Source organism: Nonomuraea sp. NPDC047529 (assembly GCF_040642995.1).
In the GTDB taxonomy this organism is placed as follows: domain Bacteria; phylum Actinomycetota; class Actinomycetes; order Streptosporangiales; family Streptosporangiaceae; genus Nonomuraea.
This window is the reverse complement of the sequence record NZ_JBEYTJ010000057.1, coordinates 44,057-51,651: the sequence shown is the minus strand read 5'-3', so window position 1 is coordinate 51,651 and position 7,595 is coordinate 44,057. Positions and strand designations below refer to the sequence as shown.

The following is a 7,595-nucleotide window of genomic DNA, read 5'->3' as shown; positions in this document are numbered from 1 at the left end:
CGACACGGCGGCGGCCAGGACCGCCGCCCCCGAACCCGCGCGACCCCACGCCTCCGAGGCGGCGGCGGCCAGGACCCACGCCTCCGAAGCCGCGTCCGCGCGGACCCGGGGGCCCGAGGCCGGTGTCGGCAGGGCCCGGCGTTCCGGTTCCGTGGTCACCCGGCCTTCCGGGGGCCCGGCCGGTCGCGGGGCGGCCGCTGTCAGGGAACGGGTGCAGGTCGGCGGGGTCGGCGTGGACGTCGTCTCCGAGGCCGACGTCGTGCGCTGGGTGGCCGCGGAGGCGGCGGCCGGCCGGGGCGGACGCATCGTGACGCCCAACGTCGACATCTGCCGGGCCGTCGCCCGCGACCCCGCCCTCCAGGAACTCGTGCGCTCGGCCGACATCGTGGTGGCCGACGGGATGCCGCTGGTGTGGGCGGCCCGGCTGCTCGGCACCCCGCTGCCCGAGCGCGTCACCGGGGCCGACCTGATCTGGTCGCTCAGCGAGGTGGCCGCGGCCCGGAGCTGGCCGGTCTACCTGCTCGGCGGGCCGCCGGGGGTGGCCGAGCTGGCCGCCGACGAGCTCAGGAGCTGCCGTCCCGGGCTGAAGGTGGCGGGGGTGCACGCGCCGCCGTACCGCTTCGACGACACGGCCGAGGGGAGGGAGCGGGTGCGGCGCAGGGTGGTCGCGGCGCGTCCCCGCCTGGTGTTCGTCGGGCTGGGTTTCCCCCGGCAGGACCTGCTCATCGCGGAGCTGCGCGAGGAGCTGCCCGAGGCGTGGTTCGTGGGCTGCGGGGCGGCCATCGCCTTCGCCGCCGGGACGGTCCAGCGGGCGCCGCGCTGGATGCGCCGGGCCGGGCTGGAGTGGGCGTTCCGGCTGATGAGCGAGCCCGGACGGCTGGCGCGGCGCTACCTCGTGGACGACCTCCCCTTCGCGGTACGCCTGCTCGCCGGCTGCCTGCTGACCAGGCTCAGGCGGTGAGCGCCCGGACGCGGGCCGCCTCCTGCGCGGTGAGCCCCCGGGCCGCGGTGGCCACGGCGTGACGGGAGTCCATCGGGCGGAAGGCCGTACGCGACAGGCCCGACCAGGCGAAGGCCGCCGACCGGCGGGACGGCGTGGTGCAGGCCCGGACGATCCGGCGTTCGGCGGACGGCGTCCAGGGCAGCCCCGCGTGGGCGTACAGGGCTTTGAAGCCGGTGACCGGGTCTTCGGCCAGGGACTCGTACGAGGTGACCAGGACACCGGGCGTGGCGGCCAGCACCGACCGGGCGGCCCGCCACAGGGCGGCGGTCGTGGCCAGGTCGTCGGCGCAGCCGAGCAGCGGACGCAGGTCCAGCAGCCCGGGATGGTCGCGGACGAGGAGCGGCTGGCCCAGCAGGTCGCGGACGTCGAACCGCCAGCCGAGCCGCCGCCAGCTCGCCGCGAACGACACCGGATCGCGCACCAGGACGATCACCGCGCAGCCCAGCCGCCGGGCGAACCACCCGGCCGACAACACCGCGAACGGGTCGTCCAGCAGCGCCCGGCGCCCGGTCAGGCGGCCTAACGCGAACGCCGTGCCGTACCGCGCCAGGCGGGCCAGGTCGTAGGGGGAGTGGTTGGCGCGCAGCTCGGGCAGCCAGTGGTAGCGCAGGGCGACCGTGTCGCGGAAGGCGGGCAGGAAGTCGGTGGCGTTGTCGTCGCAGATGTACTGGAACCTGTGGGTGACCTCGGCCCGCAGCACACCGGGGCAGCGGCCGGGCGGGTGCTGCGGGTTGAGCGGCTCGTTGACGTAGACCAGGCCGCCTCCGGCGGTGAGCATCTTGCCGGCCCAGCTCGTGCCGCTCCTCGGCAGGCCGGTGACCAGGACGGGCGCGTTCACGCGGCCGTCGCCCAGGTGCGCGGGCGCAGGGCGGGCAGGGTGTGGCGGCCGAACGGGCGCAGGCCGTAGCGGTGGTGGAGCTGCCACAAAGGGAGCAGGTTCTTCACGATCACCCCGCCCGACCAGCCGACGACCGCGCCGAACGCGCCGTGGGAGGGGATCAGGACCAGGTCGAGCGTGGCCGTGCAGGTGATCGCGGCCAGGAGGTTGAGCAGGCTGGTCAGAGTGTGGCCGGCGGCGGTCAGGACGACGTCGACCATGCCGCAGGCGGTCGCCACCAGCATCGTCCCGGCCAGGACGAGGGCGATGGGGGCGGCGGCGCCGTACGCGGGGCCGAAGACGCGCAGCAGCCACGGCGCGAGGACGGCGTAGCCCAGCCACACCGGCCAGGTCAGCAGCACCAGCCAGATCGTGGTGGCCTGGTACAGCTCGCGCGCCCGGCCCAGCTCCCTGTCGGCCAGCGCCCGGACCAGCCGCTCCTGTACGGCCTGCGCCAGCCCCTGGTTGGCGAGCTGCCCGACGACCCGGAACCGGGTGGCGGCCGTGTAGACGGCGGCCTGGGCCGGCCCGCCCAGCCAGGCGACGACCACGATGTCCAGCCGCTGGAACACGGCCTGGATGGCTCCGGCGACGGACCTCGGCGCGGTGTAACGCCACAGGTCGCGCCCGGTCCCCGGCAGGTACGGCGTGCGCGGCGCCCGTCCGCGCAGACCGGCGAGGGCCAGGACGAGCAGCGGCAGGAAGGGCAGCGCCCAGGCCGCCGGCAGCCATTGCGGCGCGTGCGCGAGAGCCGCCCAGGTGACGAGCACGAGCTGCGCGACGGGCAGCAGCACGCCGTCCAGCAAAACGGTGGGCCGCATCGAGCCGAACCCGCGGGTGGCGGCCAGGGCGACGTCGCCGAGCACGATGACCGGCAGGGCCCAGGCCAGCAGCCCGATGCGCGGTTCCAGCAGCACGCCGGCCGCGCAGGCGGCGAGCGCGCACGGCACCAGGGCCGCCCGGAAATATCCAGAAATACCGCGATAGTCGTACGTCTTGGCTCGCGCGATGAAGTACACCAGCCCGTTGCCGGCGTCCAGCTTGGCGATGCCGGCCGCCATCAGGGCCAGGGCCGTCACGCTGAAGAACGCCCCGGCCTGCGCCGGGCTGAACGCCCTGGTCACCACCACGGCCACCAGGAACTGCGCCAGCGCGCTCACCCCGGCCCCGGTCAGCCCGGCGATCCCGCGCCGGACCATCACCGGCGCCACGACGGCTCACCGCCCAGCCAGCGCGTCAGCCGCGCGTCGTAGGGCTCGAAATGGTCCCTGAGCGCCTGCTCCAGCACGCGGGGCACCGGCCGGGGCAGCGGCCTGCCGTTGTGCCGCTCGAAGGCCGGATAGCCCAGGTGCGGCACCGTCAGGAACTCCAGGACGCGGTCGTAGGCGGTCTCGGGCTCGGCGAAGAACCGGTGGCTGTCGAGCACCAGGAGACGGTCGCGGCCGAAGAGCGGTTCGAGGCGGTCGAGCTGGTCGGCGTACCGGCCGCGGGCCACGTACGCGTGGTGGCGGTGGGAGTGGTGCTCGGCGAACGGCGACACGCGCAGGCTCTCCTCCGCCCCGGCCAGCCGCTCGGCCTCCAGCTCCAGGGCGGACTCGAAGTGCGACTCGTACTCGAAGCCCCTGGCCAGCTCGTGGGCGTGGGCGGAGGAGGCCCGCGCGACCGGGTCGCGGACCAGGACGATCAGCTTGACCCCGGGCAGGTCGGCGGCGATCCGCTCCCCGGCCAGCGGATGGAACAGGTAGTAGGGGGACGACTCGAACGCGTGGGCCCGGCCGCCGTACCGGTGGGCGAGCAGCGCCGCGCCCGCCCGCAGCGGGAAGTGCGCCTGGTACCAGGCCATCGGCCGGTCGTAGCCGACGTCGAAGTAGTGGACGCCCTTGTGCAGGACGGGCTTGAGCAGCAGCGGGTGCTGGGCCAGCGCCCGGTAGAGCGAGGTCGTGCCGCACCGCTGCGCCCCCACGATGAGGAACGACGGCAACACCCGCGCGCTGGACGTGAACCGGCCCGCCAGACGCGAGATGGACAGCACCGGCCGCTTCATCGTCCTCATGGCAGCAGCTCCTCGTGGTCGACGGCCGGGTTGAGCCAGGTCTCGGGCGGCCCGAGCGGGTGGTGGCCGTCGGCGGCGTGCCGGTCGGCCAGCGCGATGAGGTAGCGCAGCGCCGTGCGCTTGGCCTCGGCCGGCGACAGGCCGAGCGGGGCTAGCTCGCGGGCCGCCCTGGCCACGCAGGCGCGGGCCGCCGTGGGCGGGGCCATCCTGCGCAGCGCGCGCTGGAAGAAGTGGTGCACGGCGTCGAGGCCGTAGAGCACGCCGGTCTCGTACCGCTCCCAGTCCCAGACGAGCAGCCGGCCGTCGGCGGACGGGCAGATGTTCCACGGGGACAGGTCGCCGTGCCAGGCCGGCGAGGGGCCGCCGGTGGCGGCGATCTCCTTGACGGCGGCGTGCAGCAGGGACGGGGGCACCCGGCCGCGCCGTACGGGCAGCGGCGAGAGCGCCAGCACCGGCAGGCCGCGCCACTCGCCGTGGTGCAGCACGTCGGGCACGACGACGGTCTTCAGCGGCGCCCCGGCCAGGCCGCGCAGCGCGGCCGCCTCGCGGCCGACCAGCTCGCGGGCCAGCGGGCCGTCACCGACCTTCACGAACGCCAGCAGCCGCCCCCCGGTACGGGCCTCCAGCACGGGCTTGCGATTGGGCCGCAGCGCGGGACGCACGTGGAGCACGGTCTCCACGGGCGCGTCGAACACCTCGCCCAGGTAGGCCGCGATGGAGTCCTCGACCGGCACGGTGACCGCGCCCCCCACGTGCCACCAGCGCCGCGGGGCCAGCCGCCGGGGCAGCACCCGGTGCGGCAGCACCGAGTACGGCCGCGGCGACCCGGTGCCCGGATACAGCAGGCGCACGGTCTCGCGGAGGTATCCGAGCCGCGCGGAGGCGTCCTTCATGCGTTCCTCCACAGCAGGGCGAACGAGATGAGATAGAGGCTCAGCGGCGTCACCAGGCCGTCGTAGACGAACATGTAGAGCAGCACGAGACCCATCACCAGCACCCCGGCCAGCCCGATCGGGGAGCGGTCGGCCCAGTGGCGGCGGATGGCGCCGAGGAAGAAGGCCACGTAGAGGGCGGCCCCGGTGAAGCCCTGGGTGATCAGCAGCAGCCAGAGCTGCCCGTCGCTGCCGAGCGGCGGGTGCCCGCAGGCCGCGCACCACTGGGTCTTGCCGGTGGTGATCGAGCGGTGGTTGCCGAGCGAGTTGCGGGTGTTGCCGTAGCCGATGACCGGCGAGTGACGGGCCGCGGCGACCGTGGCGGTCATGGTGAAGGCCCTGACGTCGTTGGAGTGCGGTTTGTCCAGCCGTTGGGCGAACACCGAGGCCAGCGGGCTGAGCGCGAACACCACCAGCCCGGCGGCCACCGCCCCGCACAGCGCGACCCTGGTACGGCCCGCCACCCGCACGATCAGGTACGCCACCGCCAGCCCCAGCCCGATCCACAGGCCGCGGTTGAGCGAGTACACGACCGGGACCGCGGCCAGCGCGATCACCAGGACCGCCAGCACCCGGCGTCCCCGCCCGCCGTACGTCCACCACCCGACGACGAACCAGATCAGCAGCACCGACGCGTTGCTGCCCCACGCGTTGGCCCATTCGAAGGGCGCCTCCGGCCTGGGCGCGGAGTAGCCGAGCACCTTCTGGGTCTGGGCGGCCGTGGGATGGATGAGGTTCTGGACGAAGGAGTTCTCGCTGATCCAGCCGGGCAGCAGCATCTCCACCGGCGAGGTGAAGCCGAAGTGCGGGAAGACCATGCCGAGCAGGCCGCCGGCGACCGTCGTGAGGAACAGCACGCCGAGCCAGCGCACCAGGCGCAGTTGCGGCAGCTCGCGCTCGGTCAGGTTGCCCAGGTAGAGCACCATGACCAGGACGGACACGTACAGGGCCAGGCGCATGGCCCAGCCGATCAGGCGGCCGGAGCTGAACTCGCCGTACGTGCCGGGCGGCAGCTCGTCCAGCATCATCGCGCTCAGCAGGTAGCCGGCGAGCAGCAGCAGCCACAGGCCGAACCCGTGGGGCACCCGGACCGGCCGGCGCCGCCACAGGATCACGGCCATCGGCGCGGCCAGCACGATCACCGACAGGCCGCCGAACCCCAGCGCCCACCAGACCGGGTAGCCGAGCAGGAGCGCCGCGATCGGCCAGGCTGGTCCTGTCACGTCTGCTTGCGTTGCCGGTGGTGGAACGACGGCATGGGCGTGGTCTCGGCCGCCAGGCTCACCTCCAGCTCGCCGGTGGCGACGAGCTTGCCGAGCGAGGTGTGGGTACGCGGCTCCAGCAGCGGGACGAACTCCGGCACCGCGTCGGTGGCCGTCACCACGCCGACGATCGGCACGTCGTGCCGCTCCAGATGGCGGGCGGCCGCCGTCACCTCGGGCGCGCTGACCCGGCCCAGCCCGACCAGCAGCAGCGCCGCGTCGGCCCTGGCCAGGTCACGGACGTCGGAGCCGTCGAGCACCGACAGCGGCGCGCTGATGGCCAGCGGCTCGGCCAGTGAGGAGGCGTAGAGGTCGGGGGGCAGCGACCGGACCAGCAGCCGCTGGCCCGGGCAGGCCGCGACCACGGCGCAGGCCAGCTCGTGCAGCACGCCGTGCTCGCGGGAGGCCGACAGGTCGGTCAGCACGGGCAGCCCGGTCAGCCGCTCGACGTCGGCGGCCGTGCGCAGCCGGGTGTCGAGCCGGTCGCGGGTGTAGGCCGCCGCCGCGCCGAGCAGCAGGCCGGCCATCAGGCCGGTGCCGAGGAAGAGCGGCAGGCTGGGCGAGCTGGGCCGGGTCGGCGGCAGCGCCTCGCTGATGACCGAGCCGGGGGTCACCGCGATCGTGCGCAGCGCGTCGTACTTGAGCGTCAGGCTGGCGGCCTGCCGGTTGAGCACGCTCTGGCGCTGGGTGGCGATGGCGTGCTCGGCGCTGCCCTTGGGCAGCCGGCCGACCTCTTTGATGGCCGCGTCGAGGCCCGTGTCGACCTGCTTGAGCTTGGCCAGCACCGCCTGCTGCCGTTCGGCCATCGCGGCCTTCGCGCTCTCGCGCCTGTTGGCCAGGTACGCGTCGGCGTAGGCCCGGGACTGAGCGGCGGCAGCCACGGGGTCGGCGTCGGTCACGGAGATCCACAACACCGCGGAGTTGGGCGGCACGGAGACCTCGACCGGCCGGGGCGCCGTGATCCGCAGAGTCTGGGCGACCCGGGCCGAGACCACCGCCGACTGGGCGATCTGGGCCTCGGTGTCGAGGTTGAGCGGCTCCCGCTGCCGGTTGCTCACCTGGTTGCTCTGGTCCTGGCCGTCGACGGACGTGACCAGGACCTGGGTGATCGCGGTGTAGGCCGGCGGGGTGGCCCGCATCAGGGCGAGCCCGGCGGTGCCGCCGACCACCACGCAACCGACGAGGAGCAGCCAGCGCCTGCGCAGCAGCGAGAGGTGCTCGTCCAGGTCGGCGCCCGGCGGGCGGCGCGCCTGGAGATCCGGCGACGGGCTCATGGGGACGGTCTCCTGGAGGGGATGCGCGCTGTCGCGAGTGGGCAACGCTGCGTCACTTGCCGCAGTGTGCGCCCACTATAGGCCGGACGGATATTACCCAAGTCGAATACTGAAGATTTTTTCCGGTACGGCCGCCAAGATGCCCATTTTTGAAAGGATATTTCGCAAAAAGCTGGGTGGATGGACAGGTGCCT

At 74.2% G+C, this 7,595-nt stretch carries 7 protein-coding genes; 1 reads left to right on the top strand and 6 read right to left on the bottom strand.

The window, feature by feature from the left end; genetic code table 11:
• Positions 1-211 precede the first annotated feature (211 nt).
• The gene (locus tag ABZ815_RS48185) at positions 212-961 is read left to right on the top strand and encodes a WecB/TagA/CpsF family glycosyltransferase (protein ID WP_357708868.1); all 750 of its coding nucleotides are present in this window, start codon (positions 212-214) and stop codon (positions 959-961) included.
• On the opposite strand, the gene ABZ815_RS48180 is transcribed toward ABZ815_RS48185, so the two are convergent.
• Genes ABZ815_RS48180 through ABZ815_RS48155 form a run of 6 tightly spaced genes read right to left on the bottom strand, consistent with a single transcriptional unit; the run spans position 951 to position 7,401 of the window.
• Complete coding sequence (locus ABZ815_RS48180) at positions 951-1,841, bottom strand: sulfotransferase (RefSeq protein ID WP_357708865.1); 891 nt, start codon at positions 1,839-1,841, stop codon at positions 951-953. The two genes, ABZ815_RS48185 and ABZ815_RS48180, sit on opposite strands and share 11 nt — an antisense overlap.
• A complete protein-coding gene (locus ABZ815_RS48175; RefSeq protein ID WP_357708863.1) occupies positions 1,838-3,091 on the bottom strand; it encodes a polysaccharide biosynthesis C-terminal domain-containing protein in 1,254 nt (417 codons plus the stop codon). Before ABZ815_RS48175 ends, ABZ815_RS48180 begins: the two co-directional genes overlap by 4 nt.
• The gene (locus tag ABZ815_RS48170) at positions 3,079-3,933 is read right to left on the bottom strand and encodes a sulfotransferase domain-containing protein (RefSeq protein WP_357708861.1); all 855 of its coding nucleotides are present in this window, start codon (positions 3,931-3,933) and stop codon (positions 3,079-3,081) included. Before ABZ815_RS48170 ends, ABZ815_RS48175 begins: the two co-directional genes overlap by 13 nt.
• Positions 3,930-4,826, bottom strand: a complete 897-nt coding sequence (locus ABZ815_RS48165; protein ID WP_357708859.1) for a hypothetical protein — start codon at positions 4,824-4,826, stop codon at positions 3,930-3,932. Before ABZ815_RS48165 ends, ABZ815_RS48170 begins: the two co-directional genes overlap by 4 nt.
• On the bottom strand, positions 4,823-6,088 hold the full coding sequence (locus ABZ815_RS48160; RefSeq protein ID WP_357708857.1) for a hypothetical protein: 1,266 nt from the start codon (positions 6,086-6,088) through the stop codon (positions 4,823-4,825). The genes ABZ815_RS48165 and ABZ815_RS48160 overlap by 4 nt, the downstream gene beginning before the upstream one ends.
• Positions 6,085-7,401, bottom strand: coding sequence for a Wzz/FepE/Etk N-terminal domain-containing protein (locus ABZ815_RS48155; protein ID WP_357708855.1), 1,317 nt, complete (start codon positions 7,399-7,401; stop codon positions 6,085-6,087). The genes ABZ815_RS48160 and ABZ815_RS48155 overlap by 4 nt, the downstream gene beginning before the upstream one ends.
• Positions 7,402-7,595 lie beyond the last annotated feature (194 nt).